23 protein-coding genes are annotated in these 26,207 nt (G+C 62.0%); 10 read left to right on the forward strand and 13 right to left on the reverse strand.

Going from position 1 to position 26,207, the window contains the following annotated elements:
- Positions 1–21: 21 nt before the first annotated feature.
- Positions 22–381, reverse strand: coding sequence for an arsenate reductase (glutaredoxin) (arsC, locus tag HDG33_RS17070; RefSeq protein ID WP_184031060.1), 360 nt, complete (start codon positions 379–381; stop codon positions 22–24).
- A gap of 725 nt (positions 382–1,106) precedes the next feature.
- Here arsC and parA point away from each other — a divergent pair.
- Both parA and HDG33_RS17080 read left to right on the forward strand, forming a co-directional pair.
- A complete protein-coding gene (gene parA, locus HDG33_RS17075; RefSeq protein WP_013092840.1) occupies positions 1,107–1,769 on the forward strand; it encodes a ParA family partition ATPase in 663 nt (220 codons plus the stop codon).
- A gap of 24 nt (positions 1,770–1,793) precedes the next feature.
- A complete protein-coding gene (locus HDG33_RS17080; protein ID WP_184031063.1) occupies positions 1,794–2,849 on the forward strand; it encodes a ParB/RepB/Spo0J family partition protein in 1,056 nt (351 codons plus the stop codon).
- 58 nt (positions 2,850–2,907) lie between these two features.
- Here HDG33_RS17080 and HDG33_RS17085 read toward each other — a convergent pair whose 3' ends face one another.
- Positions 2,908–4,257: a replication initiation protein gene (locus HDG33_RS17085; RefSeq protein WP_184031066.1), complete on the reverse strand. Its 1,350-nt coding sequence runs from the start codon at positions 4,255–4,257 to the stop codon at positions 2,908–2,910.
- A 2,030-nt stretch (positions 4,258–6,287) separates the two neighbouring features.
- On the opposite strand from HDG33_RS17085, the gene HDG33_RS17090 reads away from it, so the two are divergent.
- Positions 6,288–7,517: a DNA-binding protein gene (locus HDG33_RS17090; RefSeq protein ID WP_184031069.1), complete on the forward strand. Its 1,230-nt coding sequence runs from the start codon at positions 6,288–6,290 to the stop codon at positions 7,515–7,517.
- A 70-nt stretch (positions 7,518–7,587) separates the two neighbouring features.
- Here the strand turns inward: HDG33_RS17090 and HDG33_RS17095 are convergent, their stop codons facing one another.
- From HDG33_RS17095 to HDG33_RS17105, 3 genes are all read right to left on the reverse strand, one after another.
- The gene (locus tag HDG33_RS17095; RefSeq protein WP_184031072.1) at positions 7,588–8,670 is read right to left on the reverse strand and encodes a site-specific integrase; all 1,083 of its coding nucleotides are present in this window, start codon (positions 8,668–8,670) and stop codon (positions 7,588–7,590) included.
- Positions 8,671–8,785: 115 nt separating this feature from the next.
- Positions 8,786–9,184 carry a DUF2471 family protein gene (locus HDG33_RS17100; RefSeq protein WP_184031075.1) on the reverse strand — a complete coding sequence of 133 codons (399 nt, stop codon included), beginning with the start codon at positions 9,182–9,184 and terminating at the stop codon, positions 8,786–8,788.
- Positions 9,185–9,251: 67 nt separating this feature from the next.
- Positions 9,252–9,899, reverse strand: a complete 648-nt coding sequence (locus tag HDG33_RS17105; protein WP_184031079.1) for a helix-turn-helix domain-containing protein — start codon at positions 9,897–9,899, stop codon at positions 9,252–9,254.
- A gap of 137 nt (positions 9,900–10,036) precedes the next feature.
- Between HDG33_RS17105 and HDG33_RS17110 the strand changes: the two genes are divergently transcribed.
- Together HDG33_RS17110 and tdh are read left to right on the forward strand one after the other, a co-directional pair.
- On the forward strand, positions 10,037–11,242 hold the full coding sequence (locus HDG33_RS17110) for a glycine C-acetyltransferase (protein WP_184031083.1): 1,206 nt from the start codon (positions 10,037–10,039) through the stop codon (positions 11,240–11,242).
- Between the two features lie 28 nt (positions 11,243–11,270).
- A complete protein-coding gene (tdh, locus tag HDG33_RS17115; protein WP_184031088.1) occupies positions 11,271–12,302 on the forward strand; it encodes an L-threonine 3-dehydrogenase in 1,032 nt (343 codons plus the stop codon).
- 39 nt (positions 12,303–12,341) lie between these two features.
- Here tdh and HDG33_RS17120 read toward each other — a convergent pair whose 3' ends face one another.
- The gene (locus HDG33_RS17120; protein ID WP_018424028.1) at positions 12,342–12,992 is read right to left on the reverse strand and encodes a YceI family protein; all 651 of its coding nucleotides are present in this window, start codon (positions 12,990–12,992) and stop codon (positions 12,342–12,344) included.
- 122 nt (positions 12,993–13,114) lie between these two features.
- Between HDG33_RS17120 and HDG33_RS17125 the strand changes: the two genes are divergently transcribed.
- The 3 genes from HDG33_RS17125 (at position 13,115) to HDG33_RS17135 (ending at position 15,045) form a co-directional block, all read left to right on the forward strand.
- Positions 13,115–13,780 (forward strand): TetR/AcrR family transcriptional regulator, encoded by a 666-nt coding sequence (locus tag HDG33_RS17125; RefSeq protein WP_184031097.1) that lies wholly within the window; start codon positions 13,115–13,117, stop codon positions 13,778–13,780.
- Positions 13,781–13,793: 13 nt separating this feature from the next.
- On the forward strand, positions 13,794–14,273 hold the full coding sequence (locus tag HDG33_RS17130) for a nuclear transport factor 2 family protein (protein WP_184031103.1): 480 nt from the start codon (positions 13,794–13,796) through the stop codon (positions 14,271–14,273).
- 253 nt (positions 14,274–14,526) lie between these two features.
- Positions 14,527–15,045 (forward strand): hypothetical protein, encoded by a 519-nt coding sequence (locus HDG33_RS17135; RefSeq protein WP_184031106.1) that lies wholly within the window; start codon positions 14,527–14,529, stop codon positions 15,043–15,045.
- A 662-nt stretch (positions 15,046–15,707) separates the two neighbouring features.
- Here the strand turns inward: HDG33_RS17135 and HDG33_RS17140 are convergent.
- Complete coding sequence (locus HDG33_RS17140) at positions 15,708–16,802, reverse strand: LysR family transcriptional regulator (RefSeq protein ID WP_311548322.1); 1,095 nt, start codon at positions 16,800–16,802, stop codon at positions 15,708–15,710.
- 68 nt (positions 16,803–16,870) lie between these two features.
- On the opposite strand from HDG33_RS17140, the gene HDG33_RS17145 reads away from it, so the two are divergent.
- Positions 16,871–17,494, forward strand: a complete 624-nt coding sequence (locus HDG33_RS17145; protein ID WP_184031110.1) for a TetR/AcrR family transcriptional regulator — start codon at positions 16,871–16,873, stop codon at positions 17,492–17,494.
- A 64-nt stretch (positions 17,495–17,558) separates the two neighbouring features.
- Here HDG33_RS17145 and HDG33_RS17150 read toward each other — a convergent pair whose 3' ends face one another.
- The 4 genes from HDG33_RS17150 to HDG33_RS17165 all read right to left on the reverse strand — a co-directional run bounded on the left by HDG33_RS17150 (position 17,559) and on the right by HDG33_RS17165 (position 23,029).
- The gene (locus HDG33_RS17150; protein WP_184031237.1) at positions 17,559–18,635 is read right to left on the reverse strand and encodes an AI-2E family transporter; all 1,077 of its coding nucleotides are present in this window, start codon (positions 18,633–18,635) and stop codon (positions 17,559–17,561) included.
- A 108-nt stretch (positions 18,636–18,743) separates the two neighbouring features.
- Positions 18,744–20,285: a DHA2 family efflux MFS transporter permease subunit gene (locus tag HDG33_RS17155; protein ID WP_311548323.1), complete on the reverse strand. Its 1,542-nt coding sequence runs from the start codon at positions 20,283–20,285 to the stop codon at positions 18,744–18,746.
- A gap of 12 nt (positions 20,286–20,297) precedes the next feature.
- Entirely contained in the window at positions 20,298–21,464 is a 1,167-nt protein-coding gene (locus HDG33_RS17160) for an HlyD family secretion protein (RefSeq protein WP_184031248.1), read from the reverse strand.
- 56 nt (positions 21,465–21,520) lie between these two features.
- Positions 21,521–23,029: an efflux transporter outer membrane subunit gene (locus HDG33_RS17165; RefSeq protein WP_184031113.1), complete on the reverse strand. Its 1,509-nt coding sequence runs from the start codon at positions 23,027–23,029 to the stop codon at positions 21,521–21,523.
- Between the two features lie 188 nt (positions 23,030–23,217).
- On the opposite strand from HDG33_RS17165, the gene HDG33_RS17170 reads away from it, so the two are divergent.
- Positions 23,218–23,838 carry a TetR/AcrR family transcriptional regulator gene (locus HDG33_RS17170; protein WP_184031122.1) on the forward strand — a complete coding sequence of 207 codons (621 nt, stop codon included), beginning with the start codon at positions 23,218–23,220 and terminating at the stop codon, positions 23,836–23,838.
- A gap of 750 nt (positions 23,839–24,588) precedes the next feature.
- Here HDG33_RS17170 and HDG33_RS17175 read toward each other — a convergent pair.
- Together HDG33_RS17175 and HDG33_RS17180 are read right to left on the reverse strand one after the other, a co-directional pair.
- The gene (locus HDG33_RS17175) at positions 24,589–24,945 is read right to left on the reverse strand and encodes a hypothetical protein (RefSeq protein WP_184031125.1); all 357 of its coding nucleotides are present in this window, start codon (positions 24,943–24,945) and stop codon (positions 24,589–24,591) included.
- Between the two features lie 1,046 nt (positions 24,946–25,991).
- A partial coding sequence (locus tag HDG33_RS17180) for a DUF3331 domain-containing protein (protein ID WP_184031133.1) occupies positions 25,992–26,207 on the reverse strand: 216 nt, incomplete at its 5' end.

Consider the following 26,207-nt stretch of genomic DNA (forward strand, 5'->3'; position numbering starts at 1 on the left):
TTTACTTCGACGGTCGCGCGATCAGGCGAAAAGCGCGGCGACATTCTCCGGCGGCCGGCCGATGACAGCCCGTCCGTTTCTGACTACGATCGGTCGTTGCAACAGAATCGGATGCTTCGCCAATGCTTCATAGAGCTGGGCGTCCGTCAGCGACGTGTCGGCAAGATTGAGCTCTTTATATTCGACCTCGGTGTCGCGGATCATTTCGCGGACGGGACAGCCGAGTTGAGCATTGAGCTTCTCAAGCTCTGCGACGGTGAGTGGCTTCTTCAGATATTCGACGATTTCCGTTGCTTCGTTTGCGGAGTTGTAGGTGTTCGCGACGAGTTCGCAGGTGGTGCGAGATTTGGAGCAGCGCGGGTTGTGGTAGATGGTGATCATGGGCTGGATTCGGGGCTTACGCCGTTGAAGGCTGTGACGGTTAGAAGGGTTCGGGAATTCTAACGGGTGACCTGATGACGCGACGCGGGACGACTGCGCGGCATCCGCGTTGTTTGAACCATCGGCGAGGTGGGTCGGTTTATGCGCATAAACCGACGCTGCCTTCGAGGCGAGTGGGAATAGTTTAATGCTGGCACCCTGAGTTCTAGTCGCACCTGAGATTTGCTCGCGCGGGCGCGATTCAAACGACAACCTATATCCCCCGCTGATGAGGCGCCGGATGCACGTTTGCCGCTTGCCGCCATGTCTGGGGAGAATCGGCGGCGGACGAATTCATGACGAATGGTCCCTCCGGGCCAATTGGCACGCGAACTTTATGCGCATAAAGTCTGGCACCTCTCACCTCTTTGGTCGCTCAGATGCGTGCACTCCTTTTCTCTGCACATCAACCCGAGAATCGCGAACAGTCACCGACGACTGTGCACGCAGTGCGCGAGCACTCGTTACTTTCCCTTTGCCGCCGCAGGACAGCGATCAGCAACGCTTAAGCCCCAGTCCACGCTTGCTCTGATATCCCGCAAGACCCCGGGCACGCGTCCGATGCCTCTTTATGCGCATAAACCCTTTGCCGAATGGCCAATTTCCGAACTGCGCTTACGCAAATCATTTGAAATCGCAATTCAACCAGGTAAAATCCATTTGCGTCTAAAAAGAGGAGGTGAAATTTGGCGGCAGAAATCATCGCGGTAACACAGCAGAAAGGCGGGGTCGGGAAGAGCACCATCGCGATGCATCTCGGCGCTGCATTTCACGAGAAAGGCAAACGCGTTCTCGTCGTCGACGCGGATGGCCAAAACACTCTGATTCACTGGGCCAGTGCTGCCTCCGACGGCGACATCGGTATTCCATTCGCCGTCGTCAACCTGTCCGAAGCAGGCAGCCAGATCCACCGCGAGATCAAGAAGTTCGTGGCTGATTACGACATCATCGTCGTCGACTGCCCGCCCTCCATCACTGAAAAAGTCTCGGGCGTCGTTCTGCTCGCAGCGAGCGTCGCGGTGATCCCAACTTCCTCGTCCCCAGCCGATTACTGGTCGAGCATCGGCCTCGTCAAGCTGGTCCAGCAAGCGCAGGTCATGAACGAAGACCTGCGAGCCGTGTTCCTGCTCAACAAGACTGAAGAGAAACGGATGCTGACGCGCGAACTGAAGCGCGCGCTCGAAGAACTCGGCTTCCCTCTCCTCAAAACCCAGATTCCCACGCGCGAAGCCTACAAGCAGGCAATGGCGTTAGGGCAAACGGTGCTTCAGATGAACGACCGCGGTGCGAAGCTCGCCGCGCTCGAAGTACGGGCGTGCGCCAACGAGATCGCCGCCTTGCTCCCGTGAATTTATGCGCATAAAGGACCCTGAATGAAACCGTCCCAGTTCGCCAAAGGCTTTCAAGCACGTCCTGACACGACCAGCAGCGAAAAGCGCACCGCGCTCGACCGTCTGAATGCGATCGACGGCCTGGTCAGAAACGAGGCGAAAACTCCAGCGATCGCCGGGCGTCCGATTCCGGCCGTCTTGCCGTCGCGTCTGCAGGACGCGGAGATTCCTGATCCGGACAACGAATCGGCGGCCTACCGCGCCTGGAGGCTCGAACACGGCTATCGTCCCGGCCAGATCATCGAACTGGCGCTCAAGACTATCAAGCCGAGCCCGTTCAATCCACGGTACTTCTATGTGAAGTCGTCGATTGCAGAGCTTGCCGTCAATCTGGCGAAGCAGGGGCAGCAGCAGGCGATTCACGTCATTCCCGACTATGACAATCCTGGCACCTACTTCGTCAGTGACGGCGGCAGACGGGTGCGTGCGCTGAAAGAAGCGAACAAGGAGTCGGTGAAAGCGATCGTCATCGATCTGCCGATCGGCATCCAGAGCTACAAGCTCGGTTACGACCTCAACGTGCAGCGCGACTCGCAGACGGTGTTCGACAACGCGGTCGTGTGGCGACGCTTTCTCGACGAGCGGCATTTCCAGAGCCAGAAGGAACTGGCCGAACATCTCGGCCTCGACGAATCGACGGTCGCAGTCGCGCTGTCCATCGCCAAACTCCCGGAAACCGTGATGCAGGAGATGGTCGCGCGCCCTGACCGCTTCGGCTCGAACATGGCGTATCAGGTGGGCCGCTACCACACGGCTCGCGGCGCGGAGGCGACACTGCGACTGATCAACCGGATCCTTTCCGACGATCTGAGCACACGCCAGGTCGCCGACATCGTCAAAGGCCGAGCGACCTCGCAGGAAAGCGCCAAACCGGCGGGCCGGCAGCGCTACGCGCAACGTCTGGAAATCAAGCTTGGTGGTGTGTCGGTCGGCGATCTGAAGTCATATGGGGACGACCGGCTCGAGTTGCGCCTGAAAGGCCTCACGCGTGAAAAGCGCGACGACATCCTGCGGCAGATCGAGAAGATGCTGAAGTAAGACGTGAGGGCGGTGCGCGTGCACCGCCGCCCGGATTTCAAAGGCAGTTATCGACCCATCACGCCGCGCGCGACTGGCTCAGCGTAAAGGCGAGCAGGTCGCCGTCGGTCGGTTCGCCCCAGGTCCTGCGCGCGAGCCAGTCGAAGAACGCCGTTTCGACGATCTTCGAGTCGAGCCCGCGACGCCGCCAGTCGTCGCGCATGTGCGTGCCGAGCCCCGGCAATTCATCTTCCTCGAACGACTGTCGCGCGATTTCGCGCTCCGACTCGCCCTGTTCGTTGTACAACTCGTAGGCCTGCTTGCGACGGTAAGCCGAGTATTCACCGAGCAGACGCGCCTTCAGATCGTCGGCCGGCGACGCCGCGGCCTTGCTGGTGCCGCCACCCGCGGGCAGCGCCTCGACCGGCGGCGCATAGCCTTTCTTCAACGCATCCTTGAACAGCGCCGGCGCACTGCGCACCGGCGGCAGTGACGTGCTGCGCATACGCTGCTCGGTCATCTGCAGCGCCGCGCGGATCCGGTTCTCCTCGCTGTCCGCATAAAGCGTCTGCGCCTCCTTGAGCGGAATGCCGATCTTCACCATCCGGTCGACCAGCGTGCTGTCGAACACGTTCGGATGTTCGTCGAGCGCGAGCATCGGCTGCTTGCGCTCGGTCACGCGGAACTGGATTTCAGCGACGCGCCGACCCTCGCGATGCTCGATCAGCTCGACAAAAATGTTCGTGACCGCGTTGACCTCGGCGATGGCCGGGCGCAGGTAGTCGCGCTTGAAATACTTGTACTCGCGCTTCGCCTCGTCGCCGGCTTCAGTGTCCGGGGTGCCCGAGAGAATCGGCCGCCACCATTCCCAGGTCTCGCGCATCGTCAGGTGGCTGGGGTTGGTCAGGTAGCGCACGCAGATCTCGTAGAGTGCGAGGCCCGCGCTGCTGCGCAGCTGGCTCTGGAACTGCAGACTCAGCCGCGCATACTGAACCGGATCGAGCAGTTTCTTCTTGATCTTCGGCGCAAACGAAAACTCGACCCAGACGCGACGCGTGGTCGGATCTTCGAGAATTTCCGCGTCCGCGATCAGCGTCGAAATACCCCATTTGCGGCCAGGCTTCTGACTCGACGTGCCGGTGCTCCACTCGACCTGCACCGACACCATGCGGCGCAGATGCTCCTTGACGAGCGCGGTGTCATTGGAATCGAACGCGGAATTGGCGACGATGTCGGACAGCAGCGCCCGATAGGTGTCGCCCGATTCATCCGCTTGCTGGGCCACCGCGAGTAACACGTTAAATAGCTTGCGCGTGAGCAGCGTGATCTTGCCGCTCTTGGGCTGGATCGCGATCGCCTCGACGGCTTTGCGCAGCTCAGCCGAGCTCGGGCTGACAACATCGGTCTTTTTCGCGCGCTTCGTGGCCATGCGTCGAGGTGAGGAGGGGATTTCGCGAGAGCATACCGGCTGTGGTGATACGCGTCTATAGCGCCCATCTCACCATTGCCGGTGAAGCGAGTTTACGAAGCGCAACTCACCTCGACCAACTCCCGAAAACCCTCACCTCGTGTGCGTGCCGTCAGGATCGGGCTCTCCTTGCCGGTCGCGGCGTTTGCGAATCGGGCTCGTTTCGCCGCGTGCGGCAACGGGGAGCATTTGATCCCGAATCTTCTCACCTCAAAAATTTTCGCGGATTTTTCGAGACTCCTGTAAACGGATGGTGTCCGGGGCGGGTGATGACTTCGTCGTGCGGCCTCGCGATCGTTTCGTCGATCGTCGCGTGCTGCCGGCCGACGCACAGTCCCGGATCGATAGATGGAATGCCCGCACGGTATTGGGACCGCAACGCGGCGCGGGCCAGCGACGGGCGCCCCGTCAGCCCTGTTGTCGGTGCATCAAGCTTCCTATCGTCGGACGCGCCATTCGACCTGCTTGGTGACTCCGCTGACGAGTCAGCCCTCACTACCGAGAACCTACCGGCGTTAACCACCTGTTTCCACCTGTTTCGACTTCGAGCTTCGTCCGAAGCTGCCGAAAAAGGGGAGATCCAACCACAGGCAAATCCTCACCGCTCCGATGCTCCCGAAAAACCTCACCGTAGCACCGCGGAACGGCACAACACGATACGCGCTCATGCCGCGCCGGTACCGCATTTCCCCAATGCAACCTCCTGAAAAGCCTCACCTTTGACGTTTACGGAGGCCCCGGCGCCCCCTTCCAAAGAACTCCTGAAAACTCTCACCTTTGCTGGAGGACAGGAAAAAAATCAATGATTTCCGTGACTTGCGATAATCCCATCTAGCGCTCGACCCATCGGTGTTCCCGTAAAATCTCACCTTAAGCCACTTTTTCGCACCGCAGCACTTTTCATTGCGTCCCCATGAATCTCCCGAAAAGACTCACCTTTGCAATCAGAGACCAGGTATATCTACGCTCGCAAATTGCCATCCGCCGGGCATCTCCAGCCGATAGCCCGCGTTTCAGTCCCGAATCTCCTCACCTTAATGCGCAGAACCCTATCCAGACCTTCCCGAAAAGCCTCACCTTTGACGGAATCGCCGGCCAAATCAGCTCGAGGATCTAGCTGATCAGCCAGTTCCCCGAATCCCCTCACCTTTCCAATCGCCAGCGGTTCCCGCCGACCAGTCTTTCGGGCAATCGATGCATCGAATTCCATCCTGGCTCCCGTAAAACCTCACCTCAGCAGTATGGATGCTCAAAAAGAAAGCAAAACTGGACCCCGCGCCCCGAAAAATCTCACCTTCGTTTTCCGTTTTCTCCCGCCACGGCTCACCAAAGCGGTTAACCACCCCAAAAAACCGGCAAAAAACCACGCTCGCGAGCCTCCCGAAAGCCCTCACCTTGCTGCAGACCAAACCGAACAGACACTTCGAGGAGTGTCGGGCGCTTCGCGGCTGCGAAGTCCCGCAAAACCTCACCTTTAGCCAAACCCCAAGTATACGGCGCTTCCTGAACCCGCTCACGTTCCGTCCCGCAGCCGCTCACCGAGCTTCCCGAACCCCATCACTCGAGTTTCCCGCAGACCCTCACCAAGTCTCCCGCAAAGCTTCACCTTGCTGGCCTGAAAGCCCCGCCAGATAAGGGTTTGCCGAGTCGTTAACGTCTTTAACAAGGGTTCAAAGGTGTTTATTTTTATTACTCTCAAGCCTTAACCCCGCGAGCCCCGTGAAACAGAAGACCACCCCCACAGCCATTGCCGATCAATCGTGAAACAGTGCGCGATCATGCGAGAATCAAACAAAATGCTTCTAATACAATGGCTTATTAGCTATTCTTCGTTTTGTTTCACGGAGAAAAACGGTAGGCGCGTGTTTACCATCGCCATTTGCACGCAAAAGCCCGTTGGTATACGCCAATCCGTTAGCCACCGACAAATCGGTAGCAAACACTACGTAAATTGTTATGATCCGTCCAATTCAAGCCACATCGAGGTAAACATGAATCTGGATCAGGAGCGGCAAGCCATTCGCGACGAGCTTGAATCAATGCGTGCGCAGGGCGTGCGCCGCCAGGATCTGTCGCTGCATGCATGCAAACGGCTCTTTTTCGATCTCGGCATCCGGCCATCGATGGCGGCCGTGCGCGATCTCACGCAAACCGGCAGCGCGAGCGACATCCCGAAGGACATCGATCATTTCTGGGAGCGCATCCGCAGTGTGTCGCGGGTCAAGGTCGGAGCGGGCGCGATACCAAAGGCACTGGAAGATCGCGCCGGCGAACTGCTGGGCGCGCTATTCGAAGAAGCGGTCGTGCAGGCCAAAGCGTCGCTCGATGGCGAACGTGAAGAGATCCGCGCGCAGATCAGCGCCGCCGATCTACGCGTACGCGAGGCGGAAATTCGTCGGGATGCGGCCGACGACTCCATCAGGCGCAGCGAAGCGCGCGCCGAAGCCGCGTGGGAGCGGGTTCGCGCACTTGAAACCCAGTTATCGAGCGCGACTACGCACGGCAGCGTTCACCTCGAAGGCATGCAGGCAACCACGCGCCGGCTCGACCAGGAGAACGAGGCGCTGCGGCAACGGCTCGAAAACGAACAGACTGCCAATGCTGCGTTGCGCGACCGGATCGACGCGTTGCACGTCGAATTGCGGCAAAGCACGGAGCACTATGCACAGCAGATCAAGGATGCGGTGGCCGAAGCCGAGCGGCGCGTCAAGCCGATGCTGGTCGAACTCGACTCGCTGCGTAGCATGGCCGCGACGTATCAGTCTGGCGTGCGTGATGCGAGCCGCAAGGAATTCGAGTTCATTCAGCAGATTGCCGCCGCCAAGGCGCGCGCCGATCGGCTCGACGCGCAGCTGCGCGAGCAGTCGGACGAAGTCGACGCGCTGACGAAAGAAGTCACCACCCTGCGTGGCCAGCAGGACATCGATCCGGCCATCGCCGTACTGCTGTGCTCGCTGGTTACTGAGGGGCGGCTCACGAGCAAAGAGTTGAGCATGATCGGCACCGCGGCTGACGGCCACGTGACGCTGCCCGCGAGATGCCCGAAATGCGAGCAAGGTGAGCCGGAGCTGTCGCAGGTCGATCACCGTTTCGAACTGTTGTGCCCGGAATGCGAGCACTCTTCCGGCCTCGGCGAATCGAGGCTCGCGGCGGTGAACCAGTTTCTGTCGAACGATGGCGCCACCGCGCCGTCGTCCCGCTCCGTCCACGCGATGCGTTAACCAGAGGCGGCCAATCCAACGGGAAAAACGTCAAAGGTGAGGAAATTCGGGACCGCAACGGTGAGGTTCCTCAGGGTTCGCCGGCTCCCGTTTTCCTCGTCAAACGCCCGTCACGGCGGGGCTCGGCCAACGGCGCCGCAGCTGGATCCGGCTCCTCTGTCGCGGGCGAATCCTGCTGATCAATCCAGGTTTGCCACGCGCGATATAGCCGGTTCGCGGACACCGCCTGCACGAAGCCGAGCCATTGACCGACCTGTTCGGCCTCTACCCCGCTTTCGAAAAGGTCCGCCGCAAACGTGTTGCGCAAGGTCTGCGGACTCGCGCGCGATTGGCGCGAAGTGGCAATCCCCGCTGCATCGACGAGCGCATCCACCGCGCGCAGCATCGTGGCCTTATGCATCGGCCTGCCCGACGGCGATGCGGGAAACACAAGCTTGCCGGCCAGCTGCGTCAGCCGGCGTTCGGCTAGCCAGGCGTCGAGAATCGCCGTTGCGAACGGCGCGAGTCGCGTGCGCCGCGTCAGCACTGGATTCGCGGACTCGATCGTGACCCACGGCGAGCCCTCTCTCACGCAACTAACTGTAAGCGCTCCCGCTTCGCCCGTCTTCAGTCCTGCGCCCAGAAACACCGCGATCAACGCGCGATCGCGTCGCTCTCTCCAGCGCTGCGCGGTCGACAACGCCGGCAACGGCGCGAACAGCCGCGCGATCAACGCAGTGCGTTCCGCATGTGTGAGAAACCCGGTCGGCTCGTTGTCGCGCGCATTGCGCCACGCGGCTTCCCCGTCCTGAGCGATGAAACGAGCCGGGTTGGTCGACGCCGATTCGATCTCGCGCACGTGATCGAGCACGCGCTCGATAAGCCGCAAATAGCGGATCCGCTGCGTTCTGCGAATCTCGAGGCTGGCGACGAATTCGGCGATCGCGGGTGTGTCGACCGTCGCGAGGCTTTGTTGCCGCGCGCCGAGCCAATCGAGAAACTGACCCCACTGCGCCTGATAGACCAACGCCGAAGAGCGACGGAAGTGCTGCTTCGCGAGCCACGCATCGAACGCGACCTGCGGGTCGCGACGCCAGTCTTCGCGTTGCTGATCGAACAGATCGGTAGAGGGCGCGGGACGGGGAACGGGGTCGGACAGATGAGGAGGTGACATGGGCAATCCTTCCGTTAGTTGCACCGTTTGGTCCGCGTATTGTAGGCGCTGACCGCTGCAAGGCCGACCGCGAGGAATGGAAGAGGATCCGGGCCATCCCGACGTGGTGCCGCCATTAGCCGCCCCACGCCCGGGCGCGCTTTAAGGGCGCATCGGCCAACCGTGGCAGCGCGGCCCGGCGCGCCGCTTCCTCGTACGCATTGACGGCAAACGCAAAAACGGCCGGCAATGCGTTGGAGGTGCCGAAATCCACGCCGTCATCGGTTTCTGGATAAGGCAGATCGGACGGGCGCTGGAACAGCCCGAGCATCAGCGCGTCGTGCCGGCTGGCAAAACCGAGATCGGCCAGCGCCTCGGCTTCGATGGCATGGAGCAGACGCCACGTGAGCGGCACCTGCCTGAGGATGTAGCGCGCGGCGATGCTGCGCACGATATGTTCGAGATCGCGCGCGGCGGTCTGGAAGCGCAGCGCGGCGAGAGTTTGATCGGTAGGGTCGGTTTTCAGGTTGTTCATTCTCGGCTCCAATCGACACCTGATACTGTACAAACATACAGTACCAGGCGCAACCTGGCCGAACGGTCTAACCGTGAATCACGACCAGCAGCGCTTTCGCCTCGCTCTTGCCGATGTTGCGGATCGCATGCGGAACATCCGCGACATACCGCGCGGTGTCCGCGACCTTGAGCCGCTTCGTCGCGCCGGCCGCCTCAATTTCGATCGAGCCGTGCAGCACGGTCAGATGTTCGCGCGTGCCTGGCTCGTGCGCGTTCGACACGAGAGCCCCGCCTGGCTGCAGCGTCAACTCGTACCACTCGAACTTGCCGGCCAGCTCGATCGGTCCCCACACACGCAACTGGTATTTCGCTTCGTGACCGCTTAGCGTAGGAATATCGCGCGGTCCGGAAACGGCGATTGCCTCAGGCGACTTCGGCGGCGCAAACAGCGAATCGAGACTTACGCCGAGCGCATTGGTCAGCCGCCATGCAACCGCGATCGTCGGATTGGCCTTGTCGCGCTCGATTTCCGACAGCATCGATTTCGACACGCCGGCCGCGCGCGACAGATCATCGAGCGTCATGCGCCGCTCGGCGCGCAGCCGTTGAATCTGTTCGCCGACGCGCGGCGGCGCCGCAATCGCCGCACTCGGCGGTAATGCCGCGCCGGCGGAGGTGGGCGCCGCATTGGACGCGGTGCGGCGTGTACCCGAACTTGCCATTTCCTGACCCATCGTTTAGAGTTGTTCGATATACCGGATTTTAGTTCGGAAAAACGAAAATATCCGATAAAGCTGACAACCGACTATAACAGGCCGCCCTTCCCGCGCGCATGCGAATGCGGGCGCCATCACTCTCAGGAGTCCCGTTCATGCGTGACCAATACCTTGCCCATTTGCGCGGCACCCTCGACCAGATCCGCGCCGATGGCTTCTACAAGAGCGAGCGCGTGATCGCGAGTCCGCAGTCGGCCGACGTGCGTCTTGCCGACGGAAGCGACGTGCTGAACTTCTGCGCAAACAACTATCTCGGTCTCGCCGACGACGCGCGGCTGATCGAAGCCGCCAAGCAAGGCCTCGACAGCGACGGCTTCGGGATGGCGTCGGTGCGCTTCATCTGCGGCACGCAAACCGTGCACAAGCAACTCGAAGCGGCGCTCGCCGCGTTCCTGCAAACCGACGACTGCATTCTCTACTCGAGCTGCTTCGACGCGAACGGCGGCCTGTTCGAAACGCTGCTCGACGAAAACGACGCGATCATCAGCGACGAGCTGAATCACGCGAGCATCATCGACGGTGTGCGGCTGTCCAAGGCGAAGCGCTTTCGCTACAGGAACAACGACCTCGGCGATCTCGAAGCGCGCCTGCAGGAAGCCGATGCGGCGGGCGCGCGCTTCAAACTGATCGCGACCGACGGCGTGTTCTCGATGGACGGCATCATCGCGAACCTCGCCGGCATCTGCGATCTGGCCGACAGGTACGGCGCATTGGTGATGGTCGACGACTCGCACGCGGTCGGCTTCATCGGTGAACACGGTCGCGGCACGCCCGAGCATTGCGGAGTGATGGCGCGCGTCGACATCATTACCGGCACGCTCGGCAAGGCGCTCGGCGGCGCATCGGGCGGCTACGTCGCGGCGCGCAAGGAAGTCGTCGAACTGTTGCGGCAGCGCTCCCGCCCGTATCTGTTCTCGAACACGCTGACGCCGAGCATCGCGGCGGCGTCGCTGAAGGTACTCGAATTGCTCGCCAGCGATGAAGGGGCGCTGCTGCGCGCACGCGTGCGCGAAAACGGCGCGCATTTCCGCCGCGCGATGAGCGCGCTCGGCTTCACGCTCGTGCCGGGCGAACATCCGATCATTCCGGTGATGCTCGGCGACGCGCAACTCGCGGGAAAGATGGCCGATGCGCTGCTGAAGCAAGGCGTCTACGTGATTGGTTTTTCGTTCCCGGTGGTGCCGCGTGGCCGCGCGCGCATCCGCACGCAGATGAGCGCCGCGCACACGCCGGAGCAGATCGACCGTGCCGTCGAGGCGTTCGCGCGCGTCGGCCGCGAGCTCGGCGTCATCACCACGTGATCGCCGCGTGATTCGAATGGAGAAGCAGATGAAAGCATTGGCAAAACTCGAACGCGGACCGGGCCTCACGCTGACCGACGTGAAGAAGCCCGAAGTCGGTCATAACGACGTGATGATCCGCATCACGCGCACCGCGATTTGCGGCACCGACATTCATATCTGGAAGTGGGACGACTGGGCGCAGAAGACGATTCCGGTGCCGATGCACGTCGGCCATGAATACGTCGGCGAAATCGTCGAGATGGGGCAGGAAGTGCGCGGCTTTGCGATCGGCGACCGGGTGTCGGGCGAAGGACACATCACCTGCGGCTTCTGCCGCAACTGTCGCGCGGGCCGCCGGCATCTGTGCCGCAACACGATCGGCGTCGGCGTGAATCGCGAGGGCGCGTTCGCCGAATACCTGGTGATTCCGGCCTTCAACGCGTTCAAGATCCCGCCTGAAATCTCCGACGATCTCGCCGCGATCTTCGATCCGTTCGGCAACGCGACGCATACGGCGCTGTCGTTCAACCTCGTCGGCGAAGACGTGCTGATTACCGGCGCTGGGCCGATCGGCATCATGGCGGTCGCGATCGCCAGGCACGTCGGCGCGCGCAACGTCGTGATCACCGACGTCAACGACTATCGCCTCGAACTCGCGCGCAAGATGGGCGCGACGCGCGCGGTGAACGTGTCGCGCGAATCGTTGCGCGACGTGATGCATGATCTGCACATGACCGAGGGCTTCGATGTCGGACTCGAAATGTCGGGCGTGCCGAGCGCTTTTACGGGCATGCTCGAAGCGATGAACCACGGCGGCAAGATCGCGCTGCTCGGCATTCCACCCGCGCAAACCGCGATCGACTGGACCCAGGTGATCTTCAAAGGCCTTGAAATCAAGGGCATTTATGGGCGCGAGATGTTCGAGACCTGGTACAAGATGGTCGCGATGCTGCAAAGCGGCCTCGATCTGTCGCCGATCCTCACCCACCATTTCAAGGTCGAGGACTATCAGGAAGCCTTCGCGACGATGCTCTCCGGCGAAAGCGGCAAGGTGATTCTCGACTGGACCTCTGCCTGAGTCGGTGCTTCGCCGTCAGAACGCTGACGCCCGCAGCGCTTACGCGCCTGCGGGCGTTTTCACGAACTCGGCCTGGATGCGCACGTGAATATCGTCGCCGACGGCGGGATACCAGGTAGATAGACCGAACTTCGCGCGGCTGAAATGACCGTCCGCGGAAAAGCCAAGCGTGTCCTTTTTCGTCAGCGGATCGGGCGCGAAACCGTTGAACGTGACGTCGAGCGTGACCGGCTGCGTGACACCGCGGATCGTCAGATCGCCGCTCAGCGTGCCGCGCGCTTCGCCGGTGCGCTCGAAACGCGTGCTCGCGAAGCGGATCTGCGGATAGCGCGCGACGTCGAGCATGCTGTCGCTTTTCACCATTTTGTCGAGCAGCGGCACGTTCGTGTCGATGCTCGCGGCGTCGATCGCGACCGACGCCGTGCTGCGGTCGAGGCCGCCGTCGTTCCAGTCGAGCTCCCCCTGCTTCCGATCGAAACGCATCGTAAAGCGCGTGTATTTGAAGTGATCGATATCGAACGTGATGCTCGTATGGTCTTGATCGATGTCGTAGCGTCCGGGCGGCACGCGCGCCTCGTTCTGACTGACCGAATGCGTGAGCACCTGGATCGGCGTGCAGGCCACCGCGCCCAGCAGCGTTGCGCCGAGCAGCGCGCGTACCCACGCGGTGCGAACGGAGGATGGTTTCATCGAAGGGATTCCGGTTGAGCGGTGATCAAGCGACTCCATCACGATAGCAGCAAGCGCACCCACAGCGCCGAAGCTCGAAGAAAAACTTGACGAGGGAGAATGATCGTTCTACTTTTTCGTCCATGACACACGAAACGATTCCGACCGATCCAAACGACGCGGCCCAGCCCGGCACGGCGCGCGCGCGGCTGCTCGATGCCGCCGAGGCGCTCATCTACGCCGGCGGCATCCATGCAACCGGCGTCGATGCGATCGTGCGGCAGTCCGGCACCGCGCGCAAAAGCTTTTACACGCATTTCGAGTCGAAAGATGCGCTAATCGCGGCCGCGCTCGAACGGCGCGACGAGCGCTGGATGAACTGGTTTATCGCCGGCACGCAACGGCGCGGCAAGGGCGCGCGCAGACGCCTGCTCGGCATGTTCGACGTGCTGCGCGAGTGGTTCGCATCGGCGGATTTTCATGGCTGCGCGTTTCTGAACGCGGCCGGCGAGATCGAATCCGCCGACGATCCGATCCGCGTCGTCGCGCGCAGACACAAGGCACGGCTGCTCGGTTTCGTGCGTGCCGAATGCGTCGCGTTCGTAGCGGAAGCGCAAATCGATGCGCGTCGCGCGGCGCCGCTCGCGCGGCAATGGCTCGTGCTGCTCGACGGCGCGATCGCGGTGGCGCTCGTGAGCGGCGAAGCCGATGCGGCGCTCGACGCGCAGGCGGTTGGCAAGACCTTGCTCGATGCGGCAGCGAAACCCGCCGCAACCAAACGGCCGCCATCGCGGCGCACCATCACCTGACTGAGGAACCATCATGGCCGATACGATCGAAGCCCGCCCGCCGCTGCCGCCATTCACTCGCGATACTGCGATCCAGAAAGTGCGCGCCGCGGAAGATGCCTGGAACACGCGCGAACCCGAGCGCGTATCGCTCGCGTACACGACGGATAGCGTGTGGCGCAACCGCGCCGAATTCGTGCGTGGCCGCGCGGAGATCGTCGGCTTTCTGCGCCGCAAGTGGGCGAAGGAGCTCGACTATCGGCTGATCAAGGAGCTGTGGGCGTTCACCGACAACCGCATCGCGGTGCGCTTCGCGTACGAATGGCACGACGATTCGAACAACTGGTTCCGCTCGTATGGCAACGAGAACTGGGAGTTCAACGAGCATGGTCTGATGGCGCATCGTCACGCATGCATCAATGACCTGCCGATCCGCGAAGCCGACCGCTTGTATCGCTGGCCGCTCGGCCGGCGGCCCGACGATCACCCCAGCCTGTCCGATCTCGGTCTGTAGACGTTCCCACCACATTCATCGCCGGCGGCGCACCCGATGCGCGCCGCGAACTTCTTCACCGCTTGTTCATCACGGCGCCATCGGTTCTCCGTTATCGTGGCGGTTCCGGCTGCGGGGGCACGTCGCGTGCCCGGCCGGCCGAGCGAGTCCTCGACATCGACCGCACGGCTTCAGGTACAGTGCGCGACGGGCGGCACGCGGATCGCCCACCATGACACCATGACACCGGCGCTCGACCGGTGACGGAGAAGAAATGCACGTCAGGCAGATGAACAAGAATATCCGGCGCGCCGCGGTGGCGCTTTTCGCCAGCTTCGCGGCGCTCTCCGCGGCGCATGCGGGCAACTGGTGTGACGGCGGTGTATGGGTCGACGCGATGCTCGGCTCGTATCACATCAACCCCGATCCCGATACGCACTTCGAGCAGTTCAATCCCGGGCTTGGCGTCGAATGCTGGCTGAACAACCAGTGGGCGCTGACGGCCGGCGGCTTTCGCAACTCGCTGCGTCGGCCGTCCTACTACGGCGGCGGCGTATGGGCGCCGGAGTTCGCGCATTGGGGCATCGTGCGGATCGCGGCGATCGGCGGGATCATCTCCGGCTATAACTATGGCAACTGGGGGCTTGGCAGCAATCACACGATCGGCCCGGTGGTCGCGCCGATCGTGATGCTCGAATACAAGCGCGTCGGCGCGAACTTCATCGTCATTCCGCCGATCCCATCGGACAATCTGCCCTTTACGATTGGTTTTCAGCTGAAGGTAAAGTTCTGACGGAGCTCTCAATTGGCAAAAAAGTCGCGACCTACGGAAAAACACTGACAATTTCGCCCGGATGTAAATTGCTGGGTTTAAGGGCGGGGTGCCCGTTGACTTGACTGACAGCCTTTGCAACAAGCGCTTGATGTGTTCCACGAGGAGCGCGGTTGTTTTCTGACCGTGACCTCCTAAAACTACTTCTCAGTGTACCCGTGAGATGGGCGGCCCCAGTTTCGCTTCAGCGCACCGTTTGCAGCTGATGAGGACCTCCTGGATTTACTCACCGGACAAGTGAGTGACGACCTCAGTTTCGCTTCAGCGCACCGTTCACAACTGATGAGGACCTCCTGGAATTGCTCACCGCACACGTGAGGGAAGATCCGGTTAGGGTTGCCGTTAGCGAGACCGGTTTGAATATATCTGTATGCGCGTCAGATGCTGCCAGCGTGTTTCCACTCCCGAGAGACGACAGAGCTACCGGTGTCAACTTCCCGCAGGTCTCGAATAATTACAGTCTGCGGGGTCGCCAACGTAATGGCCGCTGCACGCAACCGCTTGAGAATGTCGAACAGCAGGTCGCTCTTCGTATCGGCCGTTATCCTGGGGCTGCGGACGTAGCACGCTGTCACAATGCTCGCAAGCGACGAGCGTAGGGAAGGTGCATGAGCATCTGGCAATCAGGACGGCCTGCCACTGCCGCCGGCCACCGTCTGCTGCTGTTGGACGTGGCCCATCTGGGCCGCGCGCGCATCGAAGTACGACGTCGCATAGTCGATGAACGCCCGGACCTTCGCCGTCGTCAGGCCCCTGTCGCGATATGCGAGCCTGAGTTCGGCGTCCCCGCTCATGAGCTCGAAGTCGGGCAGCAGCTGTACCAGCCGGCCATCGTTCAGCTCCTTGCCGACCATCGTAAGAGGCAACGCGCCGAGACCAGCGCCGCTCATCACCAGTTCCTTGTTCAACGCGGCGTTGTTGCTCGACACGTCGTGTTCGAGTGGCACGGCGATCTGTTCGCCACCGCGCCGGAACCGCAGTTGTGGTTCGCTGATCGACGCAAGTATTGTGACGAAGCGGAATGCGGCGAGGTCGATAGGCCTTTGCGGTAGCTGGCGCCCCTGCAGATAGCTGGGCGAGCCCACCACGGCGAGGGGCAGGCGACACAACGCACGGGTGATCGTGAGCTCGCTCGTGAGCATGAATGGCAGCACGATGCCGAGATCGAAGGCTTCCTTGATCAGATCGACTGGCCGTTCCGCCAGCGTCAATTCGAGCTGCACGGCTGGGTAGCGGGCACGGAACCCGGCGATCAGTGGTGGCAACTCTATCAGCGCCGCGGTGGTGTGGGCGACGAGCCGCAGTACCCCCGCAGGCGCCCGTGCGCGCTCCCCGGTACCGGCCTCGAGCACGTCCAGTTCAGCAACCACGCGCGAGCAGCCGCCGTAAAACTCCTCCCCGGATTCAGTGAGTGCGAGGTGTCGGGTCGTGCGCTGAAAAAGACGCACACCGAGCCTGGTTTCGAGCCCCGTTATCGCGCGCGAGACGACTGCCTTTGAGATGCCCAACGCATTCGCGGCGTGCGTGAAGCTTTGCATTTCGACGACGGTACAAAAGGTTCGCAGCGTTTCGAGGTGGTCCATAAGTGCTCGCAATTCAAGGTAAGTCAAAATGCTTATAACTATACCGTTCAGTATAGTGAAACCCACTGTTGCCGTCAACGCAAATAAACCGAGTGGTTTTGTTATGATAAGATTGTCAGTATTGATCGAAAGCACCGGTCAGGTGCGTCGCGGCCGCCAGCGGTGTCGTTTGATCGGTCTCATAGACCGAAGGAGAACCGGAAATGAGGGTGAAAACGGAAGAAAAGCGGCAGGCGATTGTTGACGCCGCGTTTGAGGTGTTCAGTGAGGTGGGGTTCGAGCAGGCGTCGATGTCCGAGATTGCGGCACGGGCAGGTGGATCAAAAGCCACGCTGTACAGCTATTTCCAGTCGAAGGAAGAGATGTTCGCTGAGTTCATGAGCGTCGCCGCGCGACAGGAAATCAGGGCGGCGTTTGAGCTGCTCCAGACCTCCACGCCGGTTCGTGATGCACTGGCGAGATTCGGCACACACTATCTGGTTGCGGTGCTAAAACCGCAACTGCTCGCGGTGCGCCGTCTCGCGCATCGTGAAGGCGGCCGGTCGAATGTCGGCGCCCTGTTTTATGAGCGCGGGCCGAAGCTCGGCTGGCAAACGGTGGCTGTCTTCCTGCAGCAATTGATTGACGCCGGGCAGTTGCGCAGCTGTAATGCGGCTATCGCGACCTCGCATCTGCGCACCCTGTATGAAGCTGAGTTGATGGAGCTGTGCCTGTTTGGCGTGCCGGCCGATACCAGCCCCCGCAACATCGCGAAGGTCGTCCAGAGAGCGGTCGACGTGTTCATGGCCGCATACGGGCCGACGGACGCCGCACAAACCACGCACTGATTATCCGGCTGCCGCCCGCATTGTCCGGGCGGCAGATCGACATCCATCCAGGGCAAACCGGCGGTCAGTCCTTATACAGCGCGCTGGCCACATAGCGGCGCCGCAGGTCGCCCAGCACCGCTGCAAGGATCGCACTCACCGGCAGCGCGAGCAGCACGCCAAAAAAGCCGAAAAGCTGGCCAAACGCAAGCAGAGCGAAGATCACCGCGAGCGGGTGCAGCCCGATGCGGTCGCCCACGAGTTTGGGAACAAGAAAAGAACTTTCGAGAACCTGTCCAACTCCGTACACGGCTGCGACTACGCCGATGCCGTACCAGCCGCCGAACTGCAGAAGCGCGGCAAGAAGCGCAAGGGCGAGTCCCAGGGCGAAACCCACGTAGGGGATGAACACCGCGAAGCCGGTGAAGAGCCCGATGGGCAGCGCGATGTCGAGGCCGGCCAGCGTCAACGCTATCGGGTAGAACACGGCGAGCACGCCCATCACGAGCAACTGGCCGCGCAGGTATTGCGACAGCATGTGGTCGATCTCGGTCACGAGTGCCCGGACCTTGCCGACCCAGCGCCGCGGCACAAAGCTTTCCATCCGCGCAAATATCTGGTGCCTGTCGTAAAGCTGATAGAAAAGGACGAGCGGCACCAGTATGACGTTGCTTACCACGGGAAACACGACGTTGCTGCCTGTGCGCACATAACGCAACGCCGCGAGTATGACGGTCTGGCCGTCGCCGATCGTGTCGCCCGTCAGCAGGTGGCGGACTCCGGGCAGATCGAGTGAGTAGCTGACACCCAGCAGTGCCAGCCTGGGTTGCAGCCACGCGTTCAGGTTCGCGATGAAGACGGGAATGTTCTTCGCGAGCTCGGGCCCTTCCTTGTGGATCACGGCGAACGCAAGTAGCGGCAGTAGCGTCAGGAGCAGTGCGAAGAGGAGCATCATCAGCAAGACCGCCACCGCGCGTGGCACACGCTGGCGCACCAGCCACTCGACGCCCGGCTGCAACATGTACGCGATGAGCGCACCGAGCAGGAATGGCGTGAGAACCGGGCGCAAGATCCATAGAAGGATACCGAGGCCAGCGGCGATGGCGCCCCACACGAGGATCTGGCGCTGATAGGAAGTCAGGATCATGGTCGGGAGTCGTATTCAGGTGACCCGCACGCGACAGGCAAACGCGGCGGGGTATCGAGGAGGTCATCCGTAGTCGTCATTCAGCATCGGCGAAAGCGGGGCGCGCGCGCCCCGCGTTGGCCTTCAATGTGCCTGTGACGTATCCGCGACACGCGTCGGTTTGGGCGCAAGCCAGATCGCCAGTGCGCCGATGATGAAGCAGCATGCGATGTTAAAGAAAAGCTGGTTGGTGGCGAGCATCACCGCCTGCGACTCTACCATGTTGCTGATCTGCGCCAGCGCCTGATCCGCACTCCAGCCGGAACCGGTCAGCGAGGACATGAAGTGGCCGGCCTGATCGACCAGGCCCGACAACTCCGCGCGGTTGAACTTGGTCTTGTCTTCCCACAACGTGTTGACGACCGACGTGGCAATCGCCCCGCTGAAGGTCCGGCAGAAGCTCATCAGTCCCGCTGCCGAAGCCGTTTCGGGCTCGTCGACACTGCTCAGGCCGATGCTCGTCGTCGGCACGAAGAAGAACGGCAGGCCGATGCCTTGCAGCAGCAGCGGCAGTGCCACCTGCCAGAAGTCCATGTCCGAATTCGCATGGGTGCGGAACAGCGTCACCGAGCCGAGCAACATCACGCCGGCAAACACCAGCCAGCGTCCATCGAACTTCGTCGACAGCCTGGCTGCAAACGGCGCGGCGACAACCGCGAAGATGCCCGTCGTCGCCTGGGCATACCCGGCCCACGTGGCCGTGTACCCCATATTGTTCTGCAGCCACAGTGGCGTGAGCACGGTGGCGCCGAAGTACGCGCCGAACCCCAGTGACATGGTGACCACACTCGCGGCAAAGCCGCGATGACGGAACACCCGCAGATCGACGATGGGATTTCGCTCGGTCAGCTCCCAGATGAGGAAGGCGAGGAAACCAATCACCGCAACGATCGCGAGGACGCGAATTTCCATCGAGCTGAACCAGTCCTTGTCCTTGCCATCATCGACCATGATCTGCAGCGCAGAGACCCAGATGATCAGCAGCACGAGCCCGACCGTGTCGATCCGCATCCGGATCTTCTCCGATTCGAAGCGCTTGAGCATCATCCATCCGGCGTATCCGCAGATCAGCGACACAGGCACGTTGATGAAGAAGATGTAGGACCAGTGGTAGTCGTCGCAGATGATACCGCCCAGCACCGGGCCCATCACCGGCGCAATCAGTGTCGTCATGCTCCACAGGCCAAGCGCCGCGGCGGCCTTCTCCTTCGGAAAGATGCGCAGCAGCAGGGTTTGCGAGAGCGGCATGAGCGGGCCGCCCGCGAGCCCCTGAAATACACGGTACAGGATCAGCGTGCCGAGCGAGGTCGCCATCCCGCACAGTGCCGAAAAGAGCCCGAACATCACCAGCGCCGTGATGAACACGCGCACCGTGCCGAAGCGGCTCGCGAGCCAGCCGGTCAGCGGCACGGTGATCGCTTCGGCCACCGCGTAGGAGGTGATCACGTACGTGCCCTGGCTCGTCGAGGAGCCGAGTGCACCGGAAATGGTCGACAGCGACACGTTCGCGATGGTGCTGTCCAGCACCGCGACAAAGTTGGCGGCGGCGATCATCAACGCCGCGACAATCAGCATGGGGCCGGACAGCGGCGGCAATGCGATGTCATTGACCTGAGTGGAAGACATGGCGGCGCATCCTTAGTGTGCGGGCGCGTCGTTGCCGCCGCGTGTGTCGACCGTTGCTTCCATGGACAGGTTGATACCCAGCGGATGCGCACGAAGCTCGGCCGGATCGATCCTGACGCGCACCGGCAGGCGCTGCACGACCTTGATCCAGTTGCCGGTCGCGTTCTGCGCGGGGATCATCGCGAACGCGGAACCTGAACCGCCCGAGAAACCCTCGACCTTGCCGTGATAGACGACCTTGCTGCCGTACAGGTCCGACTTCAGTTCCACCGGCTGACCGATGCGCACCTTGCCGAGTTGGGTTTCCTTGTAATTCGCATCGACGTAGACGGATTCGATCGGCACGACTTTCATCAGGGTGGTGCCGGTCTGAACGCGCTGACCCACCTGAACCTGGCGGCTCGCGACGACGCCGTCGACCGGCGCGCGCAGCACGGTCCGATCGAGATCGACGCGTGCCTGATCGCGCTTCGCGCGTGCGAGCAGGACTTCCGGATTGGTATCGACCGTCGTGTCCGCAATCAGCACCTTGTTCGCCTCGAGCGAGCCGACTGCGGCGTCGCGGCTTGCCTTCGCCTGCAAGGCCGCAGCGCGGGCTGCGTCGAGCGCCGCCCTGGCGGTGGCAGACGCCGCGCGCGCGTTGCTCAGCTCTTCGCCCGATACGCTGCCGGTGCGGGCCAGCACTTCGCGACGCTGCAGGTCGATCGCCGCGCGGTCAAAGTCGGCCTGGGCCGACGCGATCTGTGCGGCCATGCGGGATTCGTCCGCTGCGCGCGCACTGACTTGCGCGCTCAGTTGCGTATCGGTGGCGACATAGCCGCGCACCTTGCGTTCGGCGCGGCCCAGATCGGCTTCGGCCTGCGCCAGCGCAATCTTCGCGTCGGTGTCGTCGACGACGGCCAATACGTCGCCCTTGTGGACCTGCTCCGTATTCACGACCGGCACGCTTTTGACGATGCCGCTGACCGCCGGCGTGATCGATGCGACTTCGGCCGCGGTGTAGGCGTTGTCGGTCGACACGTCATGCGACGCGACGAAGTGCCAGTAGCTCGCGTACCCGAGACCGGCGACGAGAATGGCGCCGCCGAGCAGCGCGAACAGCTTCTTGCGGTTCGAAGGGGGAGCGCCGGCCGCAGCGCCGGTATCGACGGGAGCAGCGGAAGCGGGCGAGTCCGGCATCAGCGACTCGCTGGTTTTGACGAATTGGGTTTCAGACATGATCGGAGTCCTTGAAATCAGCTTTGCTTGTTGGGATGGGTTGCGTTGGTCGCGGCCGGCGTGCTGGCCTGAAAGCCGCCGCCGAGCGCGCGCACGAGCGCGACATCGAGCGAGAAGGTGCGCGACTGGATATCGGCGAGCTGGCGCTGCGCGGAAGTCATCGTGTCGGCGGCGTTCAGCGCTTCGAGATAACCGGCAAGGCCGGCGCGATAGCGATCGAGCGCGACCTGGTGCGCCTGGGCGGCGTCGTCGTAGGCGGCCTGCGTCGCTTGCAGCCGGTCCGCCAGCGCGCGTTTGCTTGCGGCAACGTCGGCCACGTCGTGCAGCGCCTTCGTCAGCGTTTCGTCGTAGTTCGCGACCGCCTCGTCATAGGTCGCCCGCTTGCCGCGCAGTTCGCCGCGCAAACGTCCGCCATTGAAGATGGGCAGCGTGACCGCCGGCCCGAAGTTGCCGGCCAGCGAAGCCGCGTTCGTCAGCATGTTCAGGCCAAGCGACTGGTAGCCGATCGACGCGCCGAGCGTGATGTCCGGATAGAACCCGGCGCGCGCGACGTCGATCCGCTTCGCCGCCGCCTCTACGCGCAGGCGTGCAACGACCACGTCCGGGCGACGGCCAAGCAGGCCGAGTCCAAGGTTGGCGGGCATGCCGGCAGGCTGGGTCAGGTCGACGGCCGGACGCTCGATACGCAAGCCGCGGTCGGGACCGGCACCCATCAGCGCGGCGATCTTGTTGCGCTCCAGTGCAATCGATTCATCCAGCTCGAGCAGGTCGGCCTGCGCGCTTTGCTGCTTCGATTCAGCCTGCTTGACGCCGGACTGCGTTTCCAGCCCGTTTGCGAAACGCTCCCTGAACAGCTGTGCGGATTGCGTGCGGACCTGCAGGGCCGCCTGCGCACTGTCGCGCTCGGCAAACAGCCGCGCGAGGTCGGCATACGCTGCGGCGATCGACGCGGAGAGAACCATGCGGGCCTGCGCCGCATCGGCGCGCGCCGCTTCGAGTTCCGACGTGGCGGCGGCTAGCGAAGCGCGATTCTTGCCCCAGAAGTCGATTTCGTAGCTGAAGTCAAGCTCGGCGGTGCCGTAGGGGCGCCATCCGTGAGGGACTAAAGCGGAGGGCGTGCCGTTGTTGTAGCTCTGCTTCTTCTTTTCGACCGAGCCCTGCGCGCTGACTTCGGGCAACAGCGCCGCGCCTGCCACCTGCGCCGACGCCTCGGCGTTATGCAGCTGCGCCTCGGCGGCCGCCAGCGTCGGCTCAACCTTGAGCGCTTCCGCGATCAGCGCGTTCAGCTGGGGATCGTGATAGCCAAGCCACCACTGATCGGTGGGCCAGGCGGACGCGGTGCCGGCCTGCTTGCCGGCGTCCGCGCCGAGACTTTGTGCCGTCTCATACCTGCTGATGTCTTTCGTTACCGGCTTTTGCGGCATATCAGGCAGTTGCGCGCAGGCGCTCGCCACGATGGCGAATGCGAATGCGGCGGCCAGTCTCACCGGTTTCACCTGGCTCCAAATGTCCGTGCTCTCTTGCATGATCCCCTGCTCCTTCGCTCCCTTTTACAATACTGAACAGTCTAGTTATCGAAATCATTCATGTCAACAGAAATGAACTGTACGGTTCAGATATGGTAAGATCACAACATTGAAAGTCGAAGGCCGGTCGCGGGCGTCGCCGCCGGCCATGTCGTTGATCGGTCGCGCAGACCGGAGGAGCATTGAAGATGAGAGTGAAAACCGAAGCAAAGCGGCAGGTGATCGTTGACGCCGCGTTTGAGGTGTTCAGTGAATTGGGGTTCGAGCTTGCGTCGATGTCCGAGATCGCGGCGCGGGCAGGCGTGTCGAAGGCCACGCTCTACAACTACTTCAAGTCGAAGGACGAGATGTTCGCCGAGTTCATGGGCTCCGCCGCGCAACAGGGAGTAGAAGCTGCACTCGAGCAACTGAAGACCACCGTGCCGGTTCGTAACGCACTGGTGAGCTTCGGCAAGCACTGTCTGGTTGCGATCCTGACACCGCAACTGCTCGCGGTGCGCCGTCTCGCGCATTTTGAAGGTGGCCGGTCGAACGTCGGCGCTCTGTTCTATGAGCGCGGGCCGAAGCCCGGGTGGCAAGTGGTGACTGACTTCCTGCAGCAATCGATTGACGCCGGGAAGCTGCGCAGCTGTAACGCAGCCGTCGCGACAGCGCATTTGCGTGGGCTGTATGAAGCGGAATTGCTGGAACTCTGCCTGCTGGGCGTGCCGGCGGATATCAGTGCGCGCAACATCGCCAAAGTCGTTCAAAGAGCGGCCGACGTGTTTCTGGCCGCATATGGACCGACGGACGGGACTGACGCCGCATAGGCTGGCGCCTGGACGCTCGCGGACCGTGGGAGACGGCAAGCGAAGCGCCACCGTGTCGCCAGGTGGACGGTTCACCCTGCACAGCATCGGCGAAATCCGCCGTTTGCAACGCCTGACATGGGTATCAGCCTGTTCCGGAGCCAATCGTCACGATGAATGGCCCGTGGACGGTACTCCGGATCATGCCCGGATGGCGGGGCACGCCGATCGCGGTCGATGCTCTCGCCGAAACCCGCAGGCAGCCGGCGAAGACGCCGCGCCTTATCGAATTGCTGAGGAATTGCTGAGGAAGGGTTGAGAGCAGTCTATTGCTGAACCAACCACGGTCTCGCGGCCAGCGATCTGCCGACGTCATGAACGAATCGCCGGCAAACGCCGTCGTGCATCACATGCGCCTACGGCGATGAACAGAATCCGGGTAGCCGCGACAATCGCCGGTCTCCCAGGTATGGCTGCGCGGGTCGCGCTGCCATATGGGGTTATTTCGGAAGCTGGGTCGGGACTTGCGTCGACGCTTGTGTCGGGAGCTGTGGAGGTTGCGGAAGCTGCGGCCCACCCTGTGAAAGCTGCTTCGTGGACGGTTGCCCGGCGGACGCTGGCTGTTGCGACGGCAATTGCTGCGGCAGATTGCTTTGCGCAAGCACGGATGTGCTGGTAAGGAAGGCGAACAGTACAAGGAAGGTCTTTTTCGTTTCAATTCTCTACAATTGGTTGTGTTGATTTTGATGCGATTAGCAGCCGCAGGCCGTATCAACGCGCGGCCAAGATTGCCTTGTAACGCCAGGACGCTGTTGCGGTACTGAAGTCGACGGGGCTACCCGACGCTACGTTGTCTGACGGGAGGAAAGCCGACGAACTAGTCACCCCGCCGTAGTTGTTGAACGCTTGCCGCTGGGCTTCCACGCGGGCTAACACCGCCTGAAAGTCCATTGCATGTTGTGCATTGGCGCCCGTGTGGTCATGGTAGCCGACCGTTTGACGCTGAACCGGTTGCACAGCCGCTTGCTCATAGGTTTGGGGACCGCTGCTGCTAGCGAATGCGGCGGTCGAGAAGGACAGGATCGACGCGACAACAGGGACGGGGATGAAGGTCTTCGACTTTGGCATGATCAGACTCCATATCGAGCGTCGGATGCAGGAGACGCGGTGTTTGGGGAACAACGGTCTGGCGAGGCATGAGTGCTGTTTGCCAGTTCGTTGCCAGTCTAGTCACTTACCGTCGGCTTACAAGCATCTGCGGGGCAACGGATAGTTGCCGTCGCTGCAAGGTCTTAGCCGATTGCCCTGGAGCGGTGCGCAGTTCTTTAGTGCGTCCGGAGGCAGGGGCCGTGCGGACCATCTGAATGACACGCAGCACATTTGCTTCGACGCTGTCCAGCCGGGCGTTACGCAAGCGGGATCAGCCGTCGAGCGTGCACGCTTCAATCGTTCCAGATCGGTTCATCGAACACGGAAGTCATTCATGAGGTCGTTCAGCACGCGTTGCGCAGCGCTGCTACGGCCTCCACCACGAATGGGGCTATCGATGTGCTGGGCCAGGCGCTACCCGAGGTCGAGCGCCTCGCCGCGCACACGACCGTCCTGACGCACTGAGCCTTCTGCGCGCAACGACGAAGGCCACTCGATCACTCGCCCAATGGGGCATTTATGACGGTTCTGTTGGCTGGTAGAGTTACCGCCATTCCCCCTTGACGCGGATCAAGCGCCGAACGCGGCCCATGCTGGGGTTCAACACTTTCGCTGTGCCGGACCCTTGACCGACATCAGATTGGCAACTTTTTTGCACGATCCATTGCCGGTTTCGCCTTCGTGACCATTTGCCCACGCGTCTATAACGGCGCGATTCGGAGATCGTGACAATCACTTTCGCATGGGGGCGGATTTGACCAGCCGATCTCGACAGGCTAGCTGGATACGTAGCGCGCCGGTCAGCACAAGCTCCGTTCGACACCCTCAACCTACAAACTAAACACGTCGAGTCGCGCAAGATTTGCAAACGTCCCTCGCACACCTGTTAAGCGACATTCGCGCGCATCGGCGACGTCCTGTATGTGGCTCGAGGATACAAGTTGACTGATCGATCGCGGGCAGCAACTGCGCTGTCGCGCAGTGTTGGTCCGGGAAGGATCAACAGCGAAACACGCCCGCGAAAATCAACAGGATGGATCGCTAAAGGCGAGCTCGACTAATGGTGCGAGCATCATGGCAGCCGCGTTTGCGGGGGGCGGCTCGACCTTTGCGGGGCGGTAGATTGCATCGCCTGCGGCGATGCCTTGTCCGCTCAAAGCGCATATACCCGATCGTTTCGCTGTAGCAAGGCGCCAAAGCTGCTCGCCGTACTTGCAACCTCGAGGGTCGCTCCACGATAC

Source organism: Paraburkholderia sp. Cpub6 (genome assembly GCF_014201065.1).
Taxonomy (GTDB): Bacteria; Pseudomonadota; Gammaproteobacteria; order Burkholderiales; family Burkholderiaceae; genus Paraburkholderia; species Paraburkholderia tuberum.